General features: G+C 43.9%; 23 protein-coding genes. 4 read left to right on the forward strand and 19 right to left on the reverse strand.

Annotated features, from left to right (window positions below; genetic code table 11):
- Positions 1–6: 6 nt before the first annotated feature.
- The 9 genes from GON05_RS18315 to GON05_RS18355 all read right to left on the reverse strand — a co-directional run bounded on the left by GON05_RS18315 (position 7) and on the right by GON05_RS18355 (position 10,266).
- A complete protein-coding gene (locus tag GON05_RS18315; RefSeq protein WP_157320661.1) occupies positions 7–924 on the reverse strand; it encodes a hypothetical protein in 918 nt (305 codons plus the stop codon).
- Positions 925–946: 22 nt separating this feature from the next.
- Positions 947–2,509 (reverse strand): extracellular solute-binding protein, encoded by a 1,563-nt coding sequence (locus GON05_RS18320; protein WP_157320663.1) that lies wholly within the window; start codon positions 2,507–2,509, stop codon positions 947–949.
- A gap of 28 nt (positions 2,510–2,537) precedes the next feature.
- A complete protein-coding gene (locus tag GON05_RS18325; RefSeq protein ID WP_157320665.1) occupies positions 2,538–3,362 on the reverse strand; it encodes a hypothetical protein in 825 nt (274 codons plus the stop codon).
- 108 nt (positions 3,363–3,470) lie between these two features.
- Positions 3,471–4,346 carry a carbohydrate ABC transporter permease gene (locus GON05_RS18330; RefSeq protein WP_157320667.1) on the reverse strand — a complete coding sequence of 292 codons (876 nt, stop codon included), beginning with the start codon at positions 4,344–4,346 and terminating at the stop codon, positions 3,471–3,473.
- 18 nt (positions 4,347–4,364) lie between these two features.
- On the reverse strand, positions 4,365–5,321 hold the full coding sequence (locus GON05_RS18335; protein ID WP_157320669.1) for an ABC transporter permease: 957 nt from the start codon (positions 5,319–5,321) through the stop codon (positions 4,365–4,367).
- 231 nt (positions 5,322–5,552) lie between these two features.
- Positions 5,553–5,978 carry an NUDIX hydrolase gene (locus GON05_RS18340; RefSeq protein ID WP_157320671.1) on the reverse strand — a complete coding sequence of 142 codons (426 nt, stop codon included), beginning with the start codon at positions 5,976–5,978 and terminating at the stop codon, positions 5,553–5,555.
- Between the two features lie 13 nt (positions 5,979–5,991).
- On the reverse strand, positions 5,992–8,679 hold the full coding sequence (locus GON05_RS18345; RefSeq protein ID WP_157320673.1) for a phosphoenolpyruvate synthase: 2,688 nt from the start codon (positions 8,677–8,679) through the stop codon (positions 5,992–5,994).
- Between the two features lie 17 nt (positions 8,680–8,696).
- Entirely contained in the window at positions 8,697–9,269 is a 573-nt protein-coding gene (locus tag GON05_RS18350; RefSeq protein WP_157320675.1) for a TetR/AcrR family transcriptional regulator, read from the reverse strand.
- A gap of 97 nt (positions 9,270–9,366) precedes the next feature.
- Positions 9,367–10,266 carry an AEC family transporter gene (locus GON05_RS18355; protein WP_157320676.1) on the reverse strand — a complete coding sequence of 300 codons (900 nt, stop codon included), beginning with the start codon at positions 10,264–10,266 and terminating at the stop codon, positions 9,367–9,369.
- A gap of 296 nt (positions 10,267–10,562) precedes the next feature.
- Between GON05_RS18355 and GON05_RS18360 the strand changes: the two genes are divergently transcribed.
- On the forward strand, positions 10,563–10,835 hold the full coding sequence (locus GON05_RS18360; RefSeq protein WP_157320677.1) for a hypothetical protein: 273 nt from the start codon (positions 10,563–10,565) through the stop codon (positions 10,833–10,835).
- Positions 10,836–10,883: 48 nt separating this feature from the next.
- Here GON05_RS18360 and GON05_RS18365 read toward each other — a convergent pair whose 3' ends face one another.
- The 6 genes from GON05_RS18365 to GON05_RS18390 form a co-directional block, all read right to left on the reverse strand.
- Positions 10,884–11,573 carry a YjgB family protein gene (locus GON05_RS18365; protein ID WP_246239244.1) on the reverse strand — a complete coding sequence of 230 codons (690 nt, stop codon included), beginning with the start codon at positions 11,571–11,573 and terminating at the stop codon, positions 10,884–10,886.
- Positions 11,574–11,706: 133 nt separating this feature from the next.
- Positions 11,707–12,411 (reverse strand): Ger(x)C family spore germination C-terminal domain-containing protein, encoded by a 705-nt coding sequence (locus GON05_RS18370; protein WP_157320678.1) that lies wholly within the window; start codon positions 12,409–12,411, stop codon positions 11,707–11,709.
- On the reverse strand, positions 12,411–12,755 hold the full coding sequence (locus GON05_RS18375) for a Ger(x)C family spore germination protein (protein WP_157320679.1): 345 nt from the start codon (positions 12,753–12,755) through the stop codon (positions 12,411–12,413). Before GON05_RS18375 ends, GON05_RS18370 begins: the two co-directional genes overlap by 1 nt.
- Entirely contained in the window at positions 12,742–13,899 is a 1,158-nt protein-coding gene (locus tag GON05_RS18380; protein WP_309491752.1) for a GerAB/ArcD/ProY family transporter, read from the reverse strand. Before GON05_RS18380 ends, GON05_RS18375 begins: the two co-directional genes overlap by 14 nt.
- Positions 13,818–15,131, reverse strand: a complete 1,314-nt coding sequence (locus tag GON05_RS18385; RefSeq protein ID WP_157320681.1) for a spore germination protein — start codon at positions 15,129–15,131, stop codon at positions 13,818–13,820. Before GON05_RS18385 ends, GON05_RS18380 begins: the two co-directional genes overlap by 82 nt.
- Positions 15,132–15,265: 134 nt before the next feature.
- Positions 15,266–16,027, reverse strand: a complete 762-nt coding sequence (locus tag GON05_RS18390; RefSeq protein WP_157320682.1) for an SDR family oxidoreductase — start codon at positions 16,025–16,027, stop codon at positions 15,266–15,268.
- A gap of 110 nt (positions 16,028–16,137) precedes the next feature.
- Between GON05_RS18390 and GON05_RS18395 the strand changes: the two genes are divergently transcribed.
- Positions 16,138–17,568 carry a hypothetical protein gene (locus GON05_RS18395; protein ID WP_157320684.1) on the forward strand — a complete coding sequence of 477 codons (1,431 nt, stop codon included), beginning with the start codon at positions 16,138–16,140 and terminating at the stop codon, positions 17,566–17,568.
- A gap of 20 nt (positions 17,569–17,588) precedes the next feature.
- Here GON05_RS18395 and GON05_RS18400 read toward each other — a convergent pair whose 3' ends face one another.
- Positions 17,589–18,176 carry an NAD(P)H-dependent oxidoreductase gene (locus GON05_RS18400; RefSeq protein ID WP_157320686.1) on the reverse strand — a complete coding sequence of 196 codons (588 nt, stop codon included), beginning with the start codon at positions 18,174–18,176 and terminating at the stop codon, positions 17,589–17,591.
- 120 nt (positions 18,177–18,296) lie between these two features.
- Between GON05_RS18400 and GON05_RS18405 the strand changes: the two genes are divergently transcribed.
- Positions 18,297–18,725 (forward strand): MarR family winged helix-turn-helix transcriptional regulator, encoded by a 429-nt coding sequence (locus GON05_RS18405; RefSeq protein ID WP_181646134.1) that lies wholly within the window; start codon positions 18,297–18,299, stop codon positions 18,723–18,725.
- Positions 18,726–18,791: 66 nt separating this feature from the next.
- On the opposite strand, the gene GON05_RS18410 is transcribed toward GON05_RS18405, so the two are convergent.
- Positions 18,792–19,160 carry a winged helix-turn-helix transcriptional regulator gene (locus GON05_RS18410; RefSeq protein ID WP_157320688.1) on the reverse strand — a complete coding sequence of 123 codons (369 nt, stop codon included), beginning with the start codon at positions 19,158–19,160 and terminating at the stop codon, positions 18,792–18,794.
- 247 nt (positions 19,161–19,407) lie between these two features.
- Here GON05_RS18410 and GON05_RS18415 point away from each other — a divergent pair, with 247 nt between their 5' ends.
- Positions 19,408–19,950: an NAD(P)H-dependent oxidoreductase gene (locus GON05_RS18415; protein WP_157320690.1), complete on the forward strand. Its 543-nt coding sequence runs from the start codon at positions 19,408–19,410 to the stop codon at positions 19,948–19,950.
- Positions 19,951–20,105: 155 nt separating this feature from the next.
- Here GON05_RS18415 and paiA read toward each other — a convergent pair whose 3' ends face one another.
- Together paiA and GON05_RS18425 are read right to left on the reverse strand one after the other, a co-directional pair.
- On the reverse strand, positions 20,106–20,624 hold the full coding sequence (gene paiA, locus GON05_RS18420; protein ID WP_157320692.1) for a spermidine/spermine N(1)-acetyltransferase: 519 nt from the start codon (positions 20,622–20,624) through the stop codon (positions 20,106–20,108).
- Between the two features lie 25 nt (positions 20,625–20,649).
- The gene (locus GON05_RS18425) at positions 20,650–21,102 is read right to left on the reverse strand and encodes a MarR family winged helix-turn-helix transcriptional regulator (protein WP_157320694.1); all 453 of its coding nucleotides are present in this window, start codon (positions 21,100–21,102) and stop codon (positions 20,650–20,652) included.
- Positions 21,103–21,230 lie beyond the last annotated feature (128 nt).

The following is a 21,230-nucleotide window of genomic DNA, read 5'->3' on the forward strand; positions in this document are numbered from 1 at the left end:
GAGAAGTTAAACCGCCAGACCGTCTCTGCCTTTTTTGCCAACATCGAGTTGGTCCTTCAGCGTCTCTTCATCTATTGCTCCAGTAAAATAGCTGCTGGCGCTCATCAGATAACCAAACCCCATTCGGACGGCATGGCCGTAGTGGCTTGTCGGCTCCGCCTCGAAGGCTTCATCGATCTCCTTCTGGGACGGTACCGCACCTTTGCGCAGCTCCTCGCACAACCGCAAGATGGCATCTTCGCTGCTGTAAAAGTTCGTATCCCCAATAAAACGTTGAGTCTTGGTGGATACCGGCGTGACAACCGCTTCGGCATAGCGGTCCAGATGGATGACTTGCTCCTGATGTTTGGCGTGCAGCTTGCTTAACCAACCGTCCCGATCTCTCGTCTGCGAAATGAACGTTTGGAGTCCCAACAGGGACTGCTGCCAGATCGAGCGGTAGACATCCGTAACTCCGCCTATATCGATCATAGCCGCTGCGGACAAGCTCTCCAGCCCCTTCTCGAAATGAGCTGTCCGATAAGGGAATGGTGTGTTCCCGTTGCCGTCGTACAATTTGCGAAAAATAAATGCATCATGATAGATGCTGCAATCCGTCGGGAATTCGCTTGACTCTGGCTCCGCTTCGCGAAAAACGACCTTCATTTGCCGGTCCGCTGCGCGATGACACAGCCACCCCAGTACAAACGCGAGCTTATATCCGAGGCGGTCATTTTCATTACGATTGCGAGTAGGCCAGATCGATCGGTATTTATCCAGCAGGTTGACTGTAAATTTATCACCCGAACGCGTTACGCTGCCGAATTGGATAAATCGGATATGGTCCCTGCCAGCCTCCTTAAAAGCGCTGCAAATACGTTCCGATGCGAGCATAAGGTTAAAGCAATCTTCCACAACTGCGGTATGGGTTACATTCTCCGACATAGCTCATCCTCCGTATATTGGTTTATTTCCCTTTGTTAGGGTCAGCCTGATATTCCTTGTTCAACTCTTCCAGCACTTTATCGCCTCCGGACTTACGCCAATTATCAAGCGCAGCCTTCCAGCCAGCCGTATCGATCTCACCCATAATGTACTTCACACGGGCATCGTTAATAATTTTATCAAGCTGCGTGCGCTTCGAATCGAATGTCGGCGAATTATAAGCTGCTGCCGGGTTTGTTACAAATATACCCGGTACGGCGCTTGCTTCTTTTTTGGCTGCTTTATATTTGCTTGTATATTTATCGTACGTTCCTTCCATCGCGAGCGAGCCGTCAGAGACCTGCATAGCTTGCTGCAGCTGAATGACCTCTGCTGCATACTTCGCCGATTGTTCCGGCGTCCGGTCTGCTTTGCCGTCTTTCACGGTATAATGAATGCCTTCCGCGCCCCATTCGAAAATGTTCTGTCCTTCCGGAGTGGACAACTTGTCGAAATATTGTAGAATCCGCTTCAAATCGGCTTCGCTTTTCACCGTCTGTTTCGGAATGACGAAACTGCCCGAAAGCCCGCTGTCCATCAGCAGCTTGGTGCCGTTTACTCCTTTCAGAATACTGGAGGTATCCATTTCTGCCTTTGGATTGATCTTGAATAGCTCCGAGTGACGAGAAATAAAGTCATTGTCACCGAGCCGGAATCCGAACAATCCTTTATTGCCGTTATCGATGTTCTGCACTCGCTCCGCAATGGCGAAATCTTGATTGATCAACTTCTCCTGGTAGAGACGTTTGTACCAGTTCATTGCTTCTACAAAAGCTTGGCTTTCATGTGCGGGGACAACCTGGTCGTTTTTAATCTCCCACACGTTACCTCCGCCAGTCGCTGCCAAAATGAGCTTGAATCCGCGTATGCTCTTCTCTTCGGCGAGGCCGATCGTATCATTTTTTCCATTGCCGTCCGGATCCTTTGTAGCAAACGCCTTGATGACTTCATACATCTCATCTAGGTTTGTCGGAGGTTTCATACCAAGCTTATCCAGCCAATCCGTACGATAGATCATGCCGTCCCCGACCAGGGAGCGAGCCCGGTTAATTTGATAGTATTTTCCGCCAACCGCTGTGCTCTTAAGCACTTCTGGATTTAACGCCTTTTGCAAGTTCGGGTAGTCTTTGAGGTAAGGTCCGATTTCCCAGAACTGGCCGGCTCTCATGGCATTTTTGATATTGGATTGCACCGGTGTTCCGATTAACAGGACCATCGGCAGCTGCCCGGAAGCGATCGTGGCGTTTACCTTCTCTTCGTACGTACCGTTCGGCACCCACTGAATCTGCAGATCCGTATTGGTCAGCTTCTCAACCGCTGTAATAATGGGGTCATTCTCTTTCGGCGGCTCAGACAGGACGGACAGATTCATCATCGTAATGACAAAAGGCTTATCCTCCTTCGCCGGTGTCGTGCTCTCAGATGTGCCCTGCTGGCTCGTTTCTGACGCCTTCGGAGGAGTGCTGCTGCAGCCGGCAAGAGCGGCAGTAACGAACAAACTCCCTACAATCCCCATTATGCTGGACTTCCTGATAAGATTAGCCATGAAAGATCCCCCTTATTGTGGTTTATTCTTATACCGCCAAGAATTCGTTGAACGACCTTAAATCGCTGGATCCGATAAAAAATGCGTTTGCTCTGCGCAGGCTGTTAATCGCCTGATTCAAACCTCGTGCATACTTACTCCGTGGTTCGGCGGAAAGCGCCGCTTCAATTTCGCCCTGTGAAGGCCGCACACCGCTGCGGATAGTTTCAGCCATCCGGATCAATGCATCCTCTTCGTCATAGATTTTCAATGTATCGACATTCCGCTGTCCCTTCTCTGAATCGGGAGCGACTACCGCGCTAGCCAACTGCGCCATGTGCCCCTCCCATTCACGCATCATCTCATCCAGCCGATCAAACCATCCCTCGATGTCATCAACATCCGGGACGAATGTGTGCATCTCAATAAAAAAGCGCTGCTGCATGACGCTAAACAACTCGGTGAGCTCCTCACGACTGATGCCAGAGCCGCCTACATATCGCTTGCGGAACAGCTCAGCGTCCTGATACAACCCTGCCTCCGCTGATTCCGGTGTCAAATGCGCCCTCGCTGTACGATGAGCGATCCATCCAAGCGCTAAAGCAAGGGAAGACTCAGCCTCTGTCTTGGGGACAAGCGGTGCCGAGCGAAAGCCAACCTCCTCCTTCACGGTGCGATGGGACTCCCAATCGTCCCTATAGCGAGCCAGAAGTTCGGTTGCAATCTGATCATCCGAACGCGTCAGGCTGCCGAATTGGGCAAACGTTCTGTGTGTCGTACTCACTTCTTTAAAGACTTCGCAAATATCCTCCGAAGCGTTCATAATGTTCAAGCAATCATCCACAAAGGCAGTCCGGATTAAACTTTCTAGCATGATTCATCCTCCATTAGTTCATATTGGAATTCGTGTTCATGGCAACAAATCCCCTCAGGGGGTGAGCGTTCCAGTACGCGTCCATTCAGCATGAGCCCCTCCTTGGATTTAGCCTTTGACCGATCCGATTAATGCCCCTTTGGCAAAATGCTTTTGCAAAAATGGATACACACAGAGAATCGGGACAGTGGAGATGACAATCACAGCCATTTTGATTATTTGTCCTGGAGGTACAATGTAGTTGGAGTCGAACGTCGCAGAATCACCGAGTCCTCCTGACGAGAGAATGACGATCTGCCGCAGCCATACCTGGATTGGCCATTTGTAGTTATCGTTAATATACAGAATGGCTGAGAAAAACGAATTCCAATGGTTGACCGCATAGAACAGCGAGAACGTCGCGATAGCCGGCAATGACAACGGCAGCACGATTTGCCATAGAATGCGCAAGTCGTTGCAGCCATCTATTTTTGCGGCTTCCTCAAGACCGTCCGGCATCTGCTGGAAGAAATTTTTGAGCACGATCAGGTTGAACGCACTGATGGCTCCGGGCAGCAGCAGCGACCAGAAGGAATCGATCATGCCTAGCGATTTCACGACAAGAAATGTCGGAATCATTCCTCCGCTGAACAGCATCGAGAAAACGACGCCGAGCAAAATAACTTTGCGTCCGTCCAAATCTTTGCGTGACAACGGATACGCCATCAGGCATGTGAAAATCAAATTGATCAACGTGCCGGCAATCGTAATAAAGATTGTTACACTCAAGCTTGTCAGCAGCACCGGTGTTGAGAAGATATATTTGAATCCTTCCAGGGATACCGAATGGGGAAACAAGACTAGCTTCCGGCTGATATATTCCTGCGGCGAGGTAAACGCTCCGCCGACCACATAAATGAATGGCAGGATGGTCACTAAGCCGAACAAGCCCAGAAAGGTGTAATTGAATAAGTCAAACAATTTGCCGCCAAGAGATTCCTTCATATCGATTCCTCCTTCTTCCTAATAGATGCCTTCCTCGCCTGCTTTTTTGGCAAAGTGGTTGGCGCCAACTACCAATACAATGCCGATGACCGATTTGAACAAGTTCACCGCTGTTGAGTAGCTGAAGTCCCCTTGCTGTATACCTCGCTCGTACACATAAGTCTCGAAGACTTCGCCAACCTCGCGGTTCATCGGGTTTAACATGAGGAATATTTGCTCGAAGCCAACATCCAGAAATGAACCAAGCCTTAGAATCAGCAGTACAACAATCGTGCTGCGGATGGCTGGTAATGTTACGTGGATCATCTGCTTCCACCTTCCGGCACCATCGATCTTGGCAGCTTCATACAGCTGCGTGTCGACACCCGCAAGCGCCGCAAGAAACAGAATCGTTCCCCAACCGGTTTCTTTCCATATCATTTCGCCAATGATAAACGGCCTAAACCAGTTTTTATCCAACAGCATGTTCAACTTCTCTCCACCAAAGGATGCGATCATTTCGTTAAGAATACCGCCTTCTGTTGTAAACAAAATATGGACCAAACCAACCACAACGACCCAAGAAATGAAATGCGGGATATAGATGAGACTTTGTACGGTTCGCTTGAACACTTCCTTACGAATCTCATTGAGCATAAGGGCAATAATGATCGGTAACGGGAAGAAGAAAAAGATGTTGTAGATTGCGAGAATAAACGTATTCTTGAATAACAGCGCAAACTCGGGCTCGCTGAAAAATGTCCGAAAGTGCTCGAAACCGATCCAATCACTCCCCCAGAATCCAGTGAAAGGCGAATAATCCTGAAACGCGATCAGCACTCCCCACATCGGCGCGTATTTAAAGATAAGGAAATACAGGACACCCGGAGTAAGCATGTAATAGAGCCAGCGATTTTTGAGCAGTCTTTTTTTTAGCACGTTCGAGGTTAAAAGAGATTCTCGTTTGATGCCGGCGTCCACCGTCGTTGCCTTCATGAGAGACGACCTTCCTTTCTGCATGGTGCGTTGGAATAAAATGATCATAGCATCGTATGGAGTAACCGGATACAATCATCAGAAAGCCATTTGTATACGCTTACAATACAGGTGTTTTTAGCAGTCAATAATCATTAGATAACATCGGATAATCATTATAAGGCATTTTTTATTAGCAAAAAAAGACCCCCAGCACTTGGCTGCGGATCACATTTCTAATTTCTATTGGGTTTAACAATCCTTAAGTGGAATAGAGAATTCAACATAAAATGGATGATGTTCTTCATTCAAGCAATACTCAATTCGTTGTCTGAAATTCCCCCACGTTACCATCTCTAATGCAGTTTCAACTGGAAAAAATCCCACTTCTAAAGACTCAGACGTAGTGGTCAATTCTCCACCAATTGGTCTTCCTAAGAATAACGTATTACAAATACTAGCGTTCACATTTTGAAAAACGCCGCAAAATTTGGTTATCTCAATATCGATTCCGCTCTCTTCCTTTGTTTCCCTTATAGCCGCATCCTTCAGGGATTCACCCTCTTCAACCTGGCCTCCCGGCATTTCCCATCCTCGTCTAGGTCCTTTTATCAATAGAATTTCGTTGCGTTCATTTATGACAATGGTTGCTGCTGATACGATATGTTTTGGTACCATTTGATTAACCTCCTCAGTCAAGTTTCATGAAATCGTTTCGCTCCAGCACCAGTACATAGCCGCGAGTCCCGTCCAACCGAATTCGGTCTCCGTCGCGAATGAGAGTCGTCGCTCCATCGATGCCAACAACCGCCGGCAGCCCGTATTCCCTGGCTACTACGGCGCCATGTGTCATCAAACCGCCGACCTCCATAACCAGCCCGACGGCGGAATGGAACAGAGGCGTCCAGCCTGGGTCTGTAAAAGGGGCGACCATAATCTCACCCTTGTTCAGCTTCGCCTCCTCAGGCCGCAGCACCACACGAGCGATGCCCTCGATGACGCCGGCGGATACCGGTGTTCCAACGAAGGCTCCCTCGGGAGCATCCTGCAACTTACGCCGGCCGATAACGATTTCTCCCTCGCTCGTCATCAACCTTGGTGGCGTCATGCCGCGGAATCGCTTCAGTTCCTCCGTCCGCTGCTGTATCAGCGCCGCAACTCCCGATGGACGTTCGCCTTCGGCCAGTTTCAGCAGCTCATCGAGAGACAAATAAAACACATCTTCCGCCCGCTTTAACACACCCTTCTTAACTAACGAGTTGCCTTCGTCAAGCAACCCTTTGCGCACGAGGTAGAAATGCTGCATCATTAAATATTTGGGATGCTCCCGCAGCCCCATCAATCCTCTGAACACGCTCACTAGCCGTGACATGAGCTTCGCCTTCAACCTGCCAAAAGGCTGGGCACGCAGCCGCTTTAACAAGTCGATTGCCGCGGCCTCCGCTTGCAGTGCGCCTTCGGCGAACTTGGCTCGATGCTCCCCAGGCTCCATGCTCCGCATATGGCTGCCAATCGATGGCAGCAGCGTGCTTGGATCTTCACGCCACCGGGGGCGTGTAATGTCAATTTCGCCAGGGCACCTCATGCCGTAAAGCTCCATGAAGCGATCCCAGTGCTGCCCGAATACACTGCCTCCCTCTACCTGCTGCAGTTTTTCCCTAAATTGAAGCGGATCGCCATGCAGGATCAGGTCTGTCACTTGTGGGTAGGGTCTGGCCGCATCCGCTAAATCGCCGATCATGAGTCCCATCTCACTCGTAATGTTGCCTGACAATCCTCTGTTCAGCACATGCACGATCTCCGTATCGCCCAGCCATTTTATTGACAGTGCATTCAAGAGTCGTGACGAAATAATTCCCGCCAGCGGATAGGGGATCAACTGTGGGAAAATGGTCATTAGCAACGAGCCTACATGCTCCTGAATTCGGACTATCCGCTCTGGACCGTAGACTCCGGAAAGCTGGCTTTCTCCCTTACGAATCGATCCCTCGATGTACACATTGACCTCAGGATGTGCATCGGTAACAGGAGCATAGAGCAGTTTGCGCGCCACTTTCAGCAGCACTGGACGAATAAAGCTGATAACGCCTTTTTTCACGCCAGGTGCTGGAGGCAGATGTCGAACGAACGATTCCTGCTTCACAATCTCCGCTACGCCAAGGCCAATCATCTCGTCGATGTTGGTCAATACCTTCGGTAAAAGAACACGGGCCTTCTTCAGAGTCAGCAGCTTTGTAATATCGATATAAACCCTTCCGCCGACTACCGCCGTATGCACGTTCATTTCCCGAATACCTGTTTTCCCGAAAGGAAACAGCGTTCGAAGCACAGATACGCCCATTGGCTTCATTGCATCCGTCATCATCTGCTGATGGCCGAAGGATACAAGCAAATGCGGACTTTCCCCTGGAGGAATGCTTAACTCCGGCAGCGGAAACAACGAGGTGATCGGCCGACTCTGAACGATGTAGAAGTTTCCTTGCGCAAAACACCATTCGATGTCCTGCTCTGAGCCGTAGTAGCGCTTAATCTTCTCGCCGATGGCAGCTAGTTCCAGGATCTGCGAATCCTCCAATGCTTGCATGGCTTGCTCTGCCTCAGGCAGTTCCTTCGTTACGGTGCCACCCTCCGAGAGCGCGAAGATAGCGAGCTTCTTGCGGGAAACTGTCTTCGTGAGCAGCTTCCCAGACCGCACCTGATACAGGTCAGCGGAGACCAGCCCAGACACAAGCGCCTCCCCTAAGCCGAAACTGGCGTCAATTGACACCGTGTTTCGGTTGCCCGTAATCGGATCGGCGGTGAACATGATGCCGGACACCTTCGGGAAAACCATGCGTTGCACGACGACGGATAGATGCACAGCACGATGATCGAAGCCGTTACGAGCCCTGTACGATATCGCCCGATCGGTGAATAATGACGCCCAGCACTTTCGTACGGCATGTAGCAGCGCTTCTTCCCCACGTACATTCAGATACGTATCCTGCTGACCGGCAAATGAAGCTGACGGTAAATCCTCCGCCGTGGCACTCGACCGCACCGCATAGGCTTGATCCGCTCCTGACTGTTGCCAAGCCTGAATAATAGAGGTCCGAATGTCATCAGGAACCGCCATGTTTACCAGATGCTCACGAATGGACTGCCCCAACACCGTAATTACCGCTAGCTGATCCGCCTCTACGCCATTTAATCGCTGGAAAAATTCGTCCATCACCTCACTCTGCTTCAGAAAAGACAAAAAAGCTTCCGTCGTGACACAAAAGCCTGCGGGGACAGGAAACCCCGCCTTCGTCATTTCGCCTAAATTCGCTCCCTTGCCTCCTACGAGTGGAAGGCTGTTTTTATCCAATTGGCTAAAATCAAGCACATAATCGTTCATGGGTACTTGCTCCTCCCTTAGCATGAGTCCGTGCGAAGACCGTGCATAAACAGGCCGAACAATGTTTCGCCCATCTCTACCATCGTAACTCCGTACTTGGCAGCCACATCCGGGCGGGCCATGCGTTCAATGCTTTCCAGCATGATTGCGGTTAACAGTTTGGGGTTAACGTTTCGAATATGCCCCTCCTGCATGGCTCGCTTGAGAAGCTGTTCGATGAATGTGAGTTGGGCACTGCGAAATGCCTCCAGTTTCGCCCATAAATCGGGGATATAGGTTTGGATATCGTTTAAAAATAACGGATGCAGCTTAGCGATCTCTCCCCTGATCCCCATAAAGACACGCTCGAAAATATCTAGCGGATGGTCGGAAGACTGCATTTGCTCCTTCACAAGAAGTGTAATCGCTTTCAAAACAGTTTCCAACACAGCTCCGGCAATCTCTTCTTTGCCGCTAAAATACAAATACAGCGTCTTCTTGCTCATCCCAAGACGAGTCGCCAGCTCGCTTAGTGTTACGCCGCGATAACCATTGGCATTAAACAGATCCGCTGCCTCCTGAACGATGCGCAACCGGATCGAATCCTTCATACGTACGATTCCTCCTATCTACAATGGAAACCAATTTTGTTTTTATGGTTTCCATTGTACCTAACGGGATTACAAATCGCAAGCAAAAAAGCTCCACTCAGAAGCCGCCTGACCAATAGATCAGCACAGGCAGATACAGAAAGCTGGCTGCCGTCGTCATCGCTACATTGACAGAAACAAGTTCCTTATCGCCCCCGTATTTCTCCATAAGCACGACGGAATTAATAGCGGAAGGCATGGAGGATTGTACGAATAAAACGGAAGCTTCAAGTCCATGAAGTCCAAGTAATTTAATGGTCAACAAAGATAAAAGTGGCACACCCACAATTCGCATGAGGATAGAAATCCACAGTTCGCGTCGCATGCTCGCGCGCCAGTTTGTTTTTTTGAGCTGCATCCCTAACATAAGCAAAACGATGGCAGCGTAAGCCCCGCCAATCAGTTCCAAACCGGCATGCAAGCTTTTGGGCAGCGGAATTTTGAATATATACAGGACTAGTCCTACAACAGCCGCATAAATCAGTGGGTTCTGCAGCATTTTGGCACCGGCTTGCCGCGGACTAAAGGAACTTCGCGAGGCAATGTACATGCCAAGAGTATTCACAAGTACGATATGTAGGATGACATTCGTGACGCCAATGGCGAAGCCAGCATTTCCAAATGCGAGAAGCAGCAAAGGCAATCCGTAATTATTCGAATTGGCAAAGATCGTCGTCAGTTCCATGGCCCGTAAGGATGGCGCATTAAATCGAAATAATTTTCCAACAACAAGGGAAGCCGCCCAACAGAGGACAGTCTGAATAACGGTAAATATGGCGATATGAGCAAAAGAGGAGCTATTTAACTCGCTGCTCGATACGGCACTTACAATCAGACATGGTGAAAGCACAAACAGGCTTAAGTCTGCCAGCACCTTCGTATCGGGTGACTTAAATTTCTGATACAGATAACCGAGAAAACAAGCTAACAGAATCGGTACACTTACGGTTCCAAACAAAGTTACATAACTGCTAATGACAATGACCTCCTTTGGTCGACTATTTCTGAATGGCTTTTTTTCACTAATTCATACATCATATCTCCAAACATTTTATTGGTCTAATATATAATTGGAATTAACTTTATAGGTAAAAGTAATAATCGGAACGCAGCAATGTTCAATAACGCATTGTCTGCAGATACAAAAAAAATATTTCCAAAAATTTCTTTCGCAGGTGTTTCAAATATATCCCAAATGGTTTACAGATGAATTATAGCGTTGAAATAAATCATACCGTTGGGAGAGTGCACAATATGAGTTCATTCAAAACAAAATTGATTCTGCTTCTTGCAAGTTCGAGTTTGATGGTTCCAAGTGTCATTAGTGCAGCAACTGAGACTGAGGGTACGCCAGCGTATATTAATAATAATGGCTTTATCCAAACTTATGTACATGGTACTTATGTTCCGGGCTATTATTTAAATGTAGATGATGATACTGTTGCAGCCTTTATCCCGGGAGGGGTAGGATTGGTTGCCGTTGATAAGGATGCTGTTTTACCGGAGGGTTCCAGATTCATAGAATAGGATGTTGAAAACAAAAAACCAAAGGGGCTCGCCCCTTTGGTTTTTTGTTTAACCTGCCATGTTATTGACCGAATGTTTCGTATCAAACACAGAAATATGGTCTACTTTCCCACTTGATTTAGGAATAATAAATTTTAATTGAAACATATCGGATGCTTTATAAATATAAATCGTGTCATCCCCGTTTACTTTCGTATCCGATGGCTTTCCTAGCGCTTCTTCGATTTGTTTCAGCGTTAATGTTTGCAGCTTTGGATCACTGGAACGAATATCGATAATTTGATCGCCCTTATTGAAGCCAATGACTGCATTTTTCTTAGCGTAGGTTGCATATATATTGCTCGCAACGACATCTGTATGATCCGCTTTCCCCCAAGCTTTCTCCACATCATCAATCAATTTAGTTTCTGCAGCAAATTCAATGCCCGCCACCTTGCCTGACTTCGCTAATTCAAGCATACCTTTAATTTGCTTAGTTACCGATGTCGCTTCTGACGATACTGGCGTTACATTCACGTTACCACTAGGCGTAGATGTCGGCTTGGAAGAAACTGCCGGTGTTGCGCTAGGTGCAGCTGAAGGTGTTGATGAAGGTTCTACAACTGGGCTAGGAGATGAGCTAGCTATTGGATCAGCGGCACTCGCTGCTGGTTTTTCATTTGATGTGCATGCCGTGAACATCAGCATACTCGCTATTAACATTGGATAAACAGCTGCTTTTTTGCTATAAATTTTCATAAGTTGCCTTCTCTCTTATATGTTTGAATCACTACAAATAATCAGACGATAAAAGGATTAAAATTGTTGCAAAAAAAATATGGCATGAAGCAACTTATGTATGGTTTTCTTTGCAAATGGTTGGCGAAGTCATTTATTCCATTTTGACATGGACCTGAAAATTTACTTTTAACTTAGGATAGTAGTCTTCTCTCCAGTTTTTTAATTCATCATAAGGAATTTGATTACGGAAATGTTGGCCAAATCCGAATATATCTGTTTTGTTTTTTTGAGCTTGCTCAAACAAATTGTAAAACCGCTTTTCTATCAGATTCTCAAGATCTCTTTGTATCTGATCATTCGTGGTGTCTTCATTTTTTTCCATAACGTCTATTTTTAAAGATAAATCGCTTGCCACCATCAGTTCGCCAGCTTTCTTTGACGGTTTGATTCGTAATGAACTATTTTCCACCATGATGCTGGCGTAACCCAGGCTCTCTACCTTTCCTTTTGCACGGAGCTTTTGAAACAAATTCACAAATTGATTTTCACTTGGACTAATTTGTTCTATAATCTTTCCGTTTTTCAATACAGCGGATCCCTCAAAGCTTAGTAATGTATCTTTTCCAGCATTAACAACCAGAACCGCGATATCTTTCGTATACGAAAACAAGCTCCGATAAACTTCCCATACTCGGGAGGTGGTGATCTCCGGTGCCCAATCGGCTCCTTTATAGAAATAGTCAATTACTGAGGTTGCATGTGCATCAAGCTTTTCATCAATGGATGAAAACATTTTCTCGATATTTTCATCTGTTATAGCTAGTAAAGCTATGGAAGGTAATTCTTTGGATTTCATTAAAGAATCATTTCACCAATATCTGCTTTGTCTTTTGCAAAATTGTTTTGAATGAGAATTAAACGAACCTGCTTGTAATACAAGGCATCTTCGGTATTTGTCTTTAGTTGTTCCAAAATACTAGAAACGTTTGTACCTTTTTGAGTGATGGTTCGTGATATTTTGCTGCCTTTCTCGGTTGTTGGAATATACAATGTCACTTTGAATTGGTTATCGCTCTCCTTACGAATTCCAATCATTAAAGGAATGTCGCGCTTATCTATTTCTTTAATATCCCAGCAGCCTACAAGAAAGATTAGAGACAGAAGAACAATAGTACTCATAAAAAATCTATTTTTTTTCATATCTCAACCTCCCCCTACCAGCTAAAACACCGTAGATAAACATGGTAAATGGAAGAATAATGATAAAAAGTGCATTAGCGCCAGCACTCCATAATGCAAATTTCTCAATCAAGATCAGATTCGGAATGGAGATAGCGAATACGAATGCGATAAGTGAAAAGGCGTAAATCCAATAAGAGGCTTTTTTACTTTTCAAATTGAAAAGTTTCTGTATGATTTGAATGATCATCCATAGCAGAACCGCATTTAAAATGATTGTAAACCCGACCATTGACAGACCAAAAAACATGGTTTGCTGGTTAAATACAAACCAATTCATGTCAACGGAATCCGCGGCTTCTTTGGCAGGGAAGAAAAAGCTATCAACCGTTTCTGTCCCAAAAATAAAAAGCGGGATATACACAACAGTTAGATAGAAGCAGATCACGTAAGCCAATGCCCCAAAAAGTTGACCGTACGTCAAATTAGTTTTGGAAGGTATAAATCCTAAAAATAAAGAAGAAAATCCCAAAAGGTAAAGAAAATTTATATTCGTTACAAAATGAAGAGATGGCGGTATAAGCGGCAAAGCGTTTCTAAAATCAAAATTAACAAACGAAGAAACAATAACAAAAGCCACCAAAATATTAACGATGAGAAAAATAATAACGGAAGAGCGTAAGATCGTGCCTAAACCTTTTATAGCTGTATACGTTGAAATGACGAGAAGAAGAATCATGATCGCCCAAATAGGCGTCTGAAGTAAAAAAATCGACGCAATGACTTCAGCATGGTGGCGAAAACTCATCGCAATCAGCGCAGTTATATTGAGTGCGTAGGGGATTAAAAAAAGGAAAGCAACCCATCTTCCCATTTTTAAATAAATATCAATCATATCTTTTTCAGGGAAATAGTCTAGTCCTTTCTTGCAAATCATCATTAAAATTAGTATTAACAATCCATATGAAAGAACCACTCCCCAATGACCGGTTTTCGTTAGCTTATATATGAGACTGGGGTACTGCAAATAACCGAATCCCATATGCATGATGATATACACCAATCCTATCTGTAACCTTGAAGTCAATGTGTGTCGCCCTTTCCTTTTATGCGAAATGTCATATACGGAATATCGCATGACGTTAAGCTCGCCAAATAAATGCATACAAAAGTTAAACCGACAAATACTCCAAGAATACCGTAGACAGATGCCAATATTAAAATGGGGTACTTTAATGCACGAATGTACAAGGAATTTTGTACGCCTACGACGGATGAACTTGCTATCAGCATCGCGGTAATTACAATAACCAATAAATTACTGACTAATTTCGCTTCCACCATGGCCTGGCCAAGTATGATTCCTCCAACCATGGTAATTGCGGGACCAACGCTTTTCGGGAGTCTCACGATCGCTTCAATGATTAAGTCGACGATCACGACCATGGCTAGAGTTTCTATGATGGGTGTTAATGGGATGCCTTCTCTACTTTCAGAGATAAAAAAGGCGAGATCAATTTTTAAAACATCAGGGTTAACTGACGTTAAGGCAACATACAACGCGGGCAGAATAAGCGTTGCCAACGTTCCCAATCCCCTTAATATTCGAATCATCAGTGATAACCCATAAGGGAAATTGCGATCGTTTACAGTACTCAACATATCCAAAAAGAGATGAGGAAAAACAAGTGCGAAGGGATAATTATCTAAAAAAAGAACAATTCTGTTCTTTTTTAACGAGTCAATGGCCTGATTCGGAATTTCCGTTGAGAATAGATAACTAACGGGATTAAACTTGCGCTGCCCGAAATGCTTACTCAGATCATCAACCGTTTCAATATCCGTTTCAATTCGTTTTAAGTGTTGGTCCACTTTTTCAATTAGCGCACTTGACGCTTTTCCTTTGATGTAGAGCATTGAAATCCTCCGCTTAGCCAGCTCACCAACTTGATAAGAACAATGGCACAGACGTTCCGTGCTCAACCACTTTCTAAGTAACCCTACGTTAATGTCAATATCCTCAACAAAAGCATCCATAGGACCAAAAATGATACTTTCATTTTTTGGCTGATCAATGCTTCGGCTTAAGTTGCGATTGGCTGGTTCAAGTACAGCATTGCGCTCATTCTCGGATAACAGTACTAATTTGCCTTCTACAACAGCTTTAATTATTTGATCTGTATCTACGTCTAGTTGATCACTGAGGTTCGTGAATAAGTCATGAACGGTTGATGACATTTTCGCCATTTGCCGAATATACAAATTTGATTTCGTGAAATCTATCAGCGTTTTAAAACCTATAAGAAATATGGCTGTTTGATCAAATTGCTCTTCCTGAATGAAGAAATCATCATGGTCAGCGAATATGGATTTAATTACCTGAACCGAATTAAGCATAAATTAAACCCCTAATGTTAGACATGGTCATAGTTTGAGCGGTGTTTGGAACTTTTATGCAAAATATAGGCTTACACGTACCATTAAAATCTCGCAGAAAAGGCAGCCGCTAGTCGGCTGCCTCGTGATCAATTTTATTCAATCATACCTCTTGTAGCATTCCAAAGTGCTTCAGTAGCCTTATCAATATCGTCTCGTGACATGCGTAAACGAGCGATAGCGCTGCCGTATGAGATTTCCTGCTTGCCCTCTTTCAGACCTTCGAAAATTCCATCAGCAAAAGCATCTAGTGGCTCCCCGGTTGTATGCAACCCCGCGCCGCCTAAATTTGTATTCACCGCGGGAGGTGCAACCTCAATAACTTCAATGGTTGTATCCGACAACTGTTGTCTCAAGCTCATCGTAAATGAATGAAGCGCCGCTTTCGTAGCCGAATAAATCGGAGCAATTGCGAAAGGGGTAAAAGCAAGTCCTGAAGTAACATTAATAATTGCCGCCTTATCTTTTGAGGCAAAAAACGGTGCAAATAGTAAGGCTAGATGGATCGGCGCATCCAAATTACTGGTGATTTCTTTGTTGAAATAGCCCCAGTTGCTCCTTGCATCCACTTTCAAAACATTAAAACGCTGCTGGACTCCTGCATTGTTAACAAGCACATTAACTTCAGGGTAGTTTGTGGTTACCCAATCAAATAAGGCCACGCGATCGGATTCGCTATCCAAATCACATACGCGAGTAATAAGATCAGGGATCTGCTCTTTTGCTTGTTGAAGAGCCTCCTCACGTCTTCCACAGACAATCACTTGATTGCCTAATTTGGCGAATCGTTCAGCGAAAGCTAACCCAATTCCACCGCTTCCGCCTGTAATAAGTATCACATTGCCTGAAAGCTTCATCCTAATCCCTCTTTCATTGTTTAACTTCAAGTCTTTCCAGACCACATTTTGTATTTTTACCCTAAGTGGGGAATATTAGATATCATAATTTGAAATGTGGGGGTTTAGAAGTGGAGAACCGTGTAGCGATAACTGAAAAAAGCATGCAAGTGGCTTTGCATCAATTTATCTTCCCTTTTTCCATCAAACTAAATTCTCAAAATCGTTTTAAGGAACAATTGCTCAAAGATGAATTTATTCCTTTTTTTATTGGTGAGACAATGCAAGAAGATAAGTATTATGGACCCGAAAACCGTGTGTCTCACAGGGAAATGGAGCATTATTATCTTCCATTTACAAGCAGCTTCCTATTTCCTCATGAGAAGGATAATGAACAGGGGTTTAGACGTTATTCCAAGCAGTTGAATATTGTGTGCTCCCTTCACTCGCCATATTACAATTTAGCTTTTACGATTCATTCCGTTGACGTTATACTTTGCCCCTTCGATCTCGGATTCATCACAATTCGCACAGAACTGAAATGTGAGGAGATCAATTATTCCCTGGCTCTGGAATTCGCAAAACGATTTAGAGTGCTTCAAAATATGAACAAACAGGATGACGAATCTTACATTCAATATAACGAGAAAACTTTTAAACAAAGTGAATCGTTTATATTTCATATTCTAGGGCCAAATACTTCGGCATTTTTAGACCATGAACGAGTGGACGAGGTCATCTTTGAGAAGCTGCCTTTTTTTCTGGATGAATGCATGTATGTGGCATGTTTTTACTCGCTGGTTGAGGACTCAGAAATTTCTTTAGTGGACATTTATCGAGCTGCACGTATTGACGGGTTGGATAAAGAGGGCAAACCTTTCATTGGTGCAACAAATTTGAACTATATAAAATCCTATGGCGAGCTGCACTCTTATGACAGGTGGGGTCCGGATACTTACTTTATCACGGATGAAAATGCCTTTTCTTGTATCACAAAACAATCTCATGCTGTCGCGGTCAAAATAGCCAATAAAATGTACGGTGAGTATTATTATGGACTGCTGCTTAATTTGTTTCACAAAATCGTGCTTCTCAAAATTTCCAACCAATACTCACAAGTCCGTTTGGAGCAGAACCAGGGAAAAATTGAAGAACTGATCCGTTCCATTACTGATTTTTCCGCCAAATATTATTTTATTGAAGTTGTTTCCCAATCCCAAGGAAAAGAAATCTTCCTACAGCTGCGCAAGTTCTATGGGAACGATGAGCTGTTTGTTGAAGTTAAGCGGACATTGACCGATCTGTTTGAATATCAATCCAATTATACGAATAAACGGGCCAGTTATTTGCTGCGCATTTTGACAATCTATACGGTGATAAGTGGCATATACGGAATGAATCAGGTCATTGAAGATTTAAAAGGACCTATTAATTGGAGAAAAATGCTTGATTATTCGGTCTTTCAGTATTTTGCTCTCTTAGTCGCTCTCTCAGGAATCCTTATCGGAATAAGTTTGGCCTTTGATTCTCTGCGGCAATTAATTAAAAAACGCAAATATTAAAACAGCGGCAGCCAGTACGGTTAACGGTCTACGGTTTTGAAATAGTCATAAACTTTCTCTAATTTCTGCTGCTGTTTGCCTCGTGGACTCTCCATGCTGCCAAATTCAAAAAACTTTACTTTTTTAATGCCTACATAGTTAAAAAGTGCTTTTTTCATTAAAACTTTGTGCGCGTTATTCAGCCAATACAACGGATATAAGACCGGTCCCTTCATACTCGAAATACACACCACTGACTTCCCTTTCAGAAGCCCTTCCGGCAACATCCCGCCCTTATCCTTATAGGCAAAACCCGAAGCAAACATCTGGTCGATATAGCCCATAAGCATGGCTGGAGGCCGCCCCCACCAGATCGGATAGACAAACACAATTTTGTCCGCCCAGCTGAGTTGCTCCCTGTAGATGGCAAGATCGGGGTCGGCGTGCATATCCCTTCTACGCTTCTGTTCATTAAAGACCAGGACCGGATTAAATCCCTCCTCATATAGATCCAAGACCCTCACTTCACTAATTTTCGGATTTTCACTGCTTCCTTGGACGACTTTCTGTAAAAAGGCATAACTTAAACTGCGATGATTGGGATGCGTGTAAATAATCAGCGTTTTCATTACAACACTCCTTTACTTATCTTTTGATAAGTAAATCGTAGCACATTCCGTTTTTTATTGTCAAATGATAATTGTTTATTGATAATTATTTTGATATTATTTTTTATACGAGGTGATCATGTGGAGAACAATGTCCTATTTCAGAAATTCGTGTCCTTCACGGCCGCAGTCCACCAAGTAACGCATGAGATGACCAAAGATGTGAGATCAGAGTCGCTTACTCCCGTTCAATATAAGATTCTAGAATACATTTCCGTCAGCCAGCCCGTTACACTCAGTGAAATCAGTGACTGCATGCATATGTCCATGCCTAACACGAGCCGTGAGCTTAGAAAACTAAGTGAAAAACAATTGTGCGAGAAGGTTACCGATGCCGAAGACCGTCGCAAACAATCGATACGGCTTTCGAAAGAAGGAAGTGCGATGATGGGCGACATTTTTCAGCGAGTTGAAGCTCAGTTCGTCCAGAAACTCGGAAACGTATCCAAAGAAGAATTGCAAGAGATCGAACATGCGCTGGATGTTTTGATGAGCAGGGTATTTTCTTAAATGAAATGCGCAAAAAGCCGCTTACGGGAAATTAGCTTCCGCAAGCGGTTTTTCGTTTTGAATTATTCAGTGCGTTTTCGTATCCTGGACGTCATTCGTTTTGTTTATAAAATCGATGTGGTGAAACCCCCACCCGCACATATCGGTCAGAATAGCGCTTAATGTTCTTCCATGGTCAGAAAGAGAATATTCGACTTTTGGAGGAATCGTCTGAAACACTTGCCGAACGACGAGCTTATCTTTCTCCAATTCACGGAGCTGGTTCGTAAGCATCCCTTGCGTGACTTCGGGGAGCAAACGTCTCAATTCACCGAACCGTTTGGTCCCCCCTTTCATCAAAATAAACAATATCAAAGGCTTCCATTTCCCACCTATCATTTGTAAAGTAGTCACGATCCCCTGTGTTCGATACGATTGATTCCTATCTATATCCATGATTTCAACTCCTTTTACTGCAAGATCCGAAACTCTTACTCCGACTTTACCAAAGTATCCTGAATTTCGTAAGTACTATATTATTTCGTACTTAGTATGGTTAAACGTACTATTCCCAAGTCCTTTAGATCCTAGTTGTACGGTTTTCCAGACTTAGTATGAAAAAAGAGCGTACTTTTCAAATATTTCATTCGACTCAATAATGGAGGTGTAGTAAAAATAACTTGTTGGATCCAGGAGGATTAAAATGAAAACTATGGTTATCGTAGCCCACCCGAATTTAGAGACTTCCCGTGCAAATCGAGCATTGATGCTTGAACTTCGTAAACATCCGAACTTACATGTTCGAAACTTATATCAGGAGTATTCAAATTGGATTTTTGACATTGAGAAGGAGCAACAATTACTTTTAGCCTATGATCGAATTGTTTTACAATTTCCATTCTACTGGTACAGTTGTCCGCCCCTTTTAAAAAAATGGTTCGATGATGTATTCACGTATGGCTGGGCTTATGGACCGGGAGGTGATAATTTGCTTGGTAAAGAATTTATTGTTGCAACAACAACAGGGGGTACGGAGAACTGTTATCGAGCAGGTGGAGACAATTGGTTCACAATCAGTGAGTTTTTAAAACCTATCCAGCGAACGATTACAAAATGTAATGGAACTTATCTCCCAGCTTTTGTAACCTATGGAGCAACTGCTCAGGATAACGATAGCTACCTCTCTCAAGAAGCAAAAAGATATATTGAGCATATTCAAACTTATTCAAACTTGCTAATGCATTAAGGCTGCAACAGCATGACATAGAAACCTTGACCCTCTTTTCAAGCCAATAACATCACAGCAACCTTGCGATTTCTCATGATCTTTGCCTCCATCTTCTCCATCAATCCAAGACATTAGACTATGGAAATCGGAAAAGGTTGCTTATTTTTCCAATCTTAGCTAAGCACCTTGGTCATGATCAAATCGATTTGTTCATCATCACCCATATAAAAGGAGTGGGCTCCTGTTTTTACAAAATCCATTTTTTGATAAAAGGTTATTGCATTCTCATTTTGCTCCCAGACGCCTAGCCAAATCTTCTTTTTATCCCGTTGCATCGCAATTTCAATCGCTTTTTTTAATAAATATTTACCAAGCCCTTGTTTGTGAAAATTTTTTCGTATATAAATCCGCTCCACTTCCAGAGCATCATTTCCCATTGATTCGGTCTGTGCATCATGGATGTTTACCTTTAAATACCCTGCCAATTCCTCGTTGGAATAAATAAAATAAAACTCCGAAGAGATATTTGACAATTCTTTTTCTAATTGCTTCGGATGAAATGCTTTTTCGAGGTATGCTCTCATATTTTCAGGTGAATTCTGATGCTTGAAAGTCTCAGTAAATGTTTCAATGCTAATCTCTTGCAACAATCCTAGTTCCTCGAGAGTACACTGCTTTATATGTATAGTCATGATAGTAATCCTCCAATTTACCAATTCAATACTTTCGCTTATTTCCTTTTTTTACAAACTCCCAGTCTTTTTCAACATTTTTTCTGACTCTTTGCAGCAGGTTAAAAATCGTTTCTATTTCACCATCGGAAAATCCGGCAAGTGCGACATTATTGGAATAATCGTTCTCGCTTTTTATATACGGATAAACCGTTTTCCCTTTCTCTGTAGGAAAAAGCTTTTTGATTTTTTGGTTATTTTGATCATCCGTCTTTTCAATAAATCCGTTTAACTCTAGCTTTTGAATCGCCCGAGCAGCTGTTGTCCGGTCTACTTTTATCATCTCAGCTAACTTCTCTTGAATAATTCCCGGATTTTCACAGATACGAACAAGATACAAATATTGGCCTTTTGTAAGATCATATTTTTTAAACTCAATATTACTGATAGAATCTAACGCCCGAGCAATCATTCCAACTTCACGTAAAATTTCTTTCATATTCACAACTCCACTAATCATGTATTTTTCACAGGCGGTGTAAAAATAGTACATCAATTTTGTTGTATTTGCAACATAACGCAAACCGTTTATTCAAATAAAAAAACACCGCCAGTTTCGATGGCGAT

Origin of the sequence: Paenibacillus anseongensis (assembly GCF_009757995.1) — a bacterium.
In the GTDB taxonomy this organism is placed as follows: Bacteria; Bacillota; Bacilli; order Paenibacillales; family NBRC-103111; genus Paenibacillus_E; species Paenibacillus_E chondroitinus.